1 protein-coding gene is annotated in these 521 nt (G+C 49.5%); it reads right to left on the bottom strand.

Features of this window, described 5'->3' with window-relative positions; all coding sequences use genetic code 11:
* Positions 1-8 precede the first annotated feature (8 nt).
* On the bottom strand, positions 9-485 hold the full coding sequence (locus R8N49_RS30340) for a phosphatase PAP2 family protein (RefSeq protein ID WP_005454242.1): 477 nt from the start codon (positions 483-485) through the stop codon (positions 9-11).
* Positions 486-521: the final 36 nt, after the last annotated feature.

Below are 521 nucleotides of genomic sequence, written 5' to 3' on the forward strand. Positions count from 1 at the left end.
TCATATCCTTACCAACGATAAGTGATAGAGATACCCGCATCCTCACTGGTCACCCAAGGTACAAGCTGTACATTTTCGTCATACGCATCAGTAAAAATATAAGCACTCAACGTGCCTAAAGCCGCGCCTGCCAACACGTCTCGCCAGTAGTGTTTCTTGGCTTCAACACGGCCGACGCCCACTAACGCTGCCATGCTGTATGCAGGAAGTCCGGCTTCCCATCCATAACGCAAGTAAAGGTTGGTCGCAGAAGCAAATGCGTTTGCCGTGTGGTTGGATGGAAAGCTGTCGTTGTCACTTTTATCTGGGCGTTCTTCATCGATGGTCTTTTTACCAATCAAACCAACACCTGAAGCAGTGCCAATGCTCAATCCTGCTTGCCAGAACCCTTCCCAATCGCCTTTATAAGCTGGCACAGCGGCAGCGGTTGCCACTAAACCGTAAGTGCCAATATCCGTTAGAACGTCCCAGTCTTTTTCGCTCATCGCATTAACCGACTGACAGCACAGTAAAGATGCCAC

It is taken from the genome of Vibrio sp. 1978 (assembly GCF_033344345.1).

Excerpts from the sequence above, each read along its gene's own strand:
- R8N49_RS30340 (WP_005454242.1), bottom strand. The coding sequence starts at position 485 with ATGAGCGAAAAAGACTGGGACGTTCTAACGGATATTGGCACTTACGGT.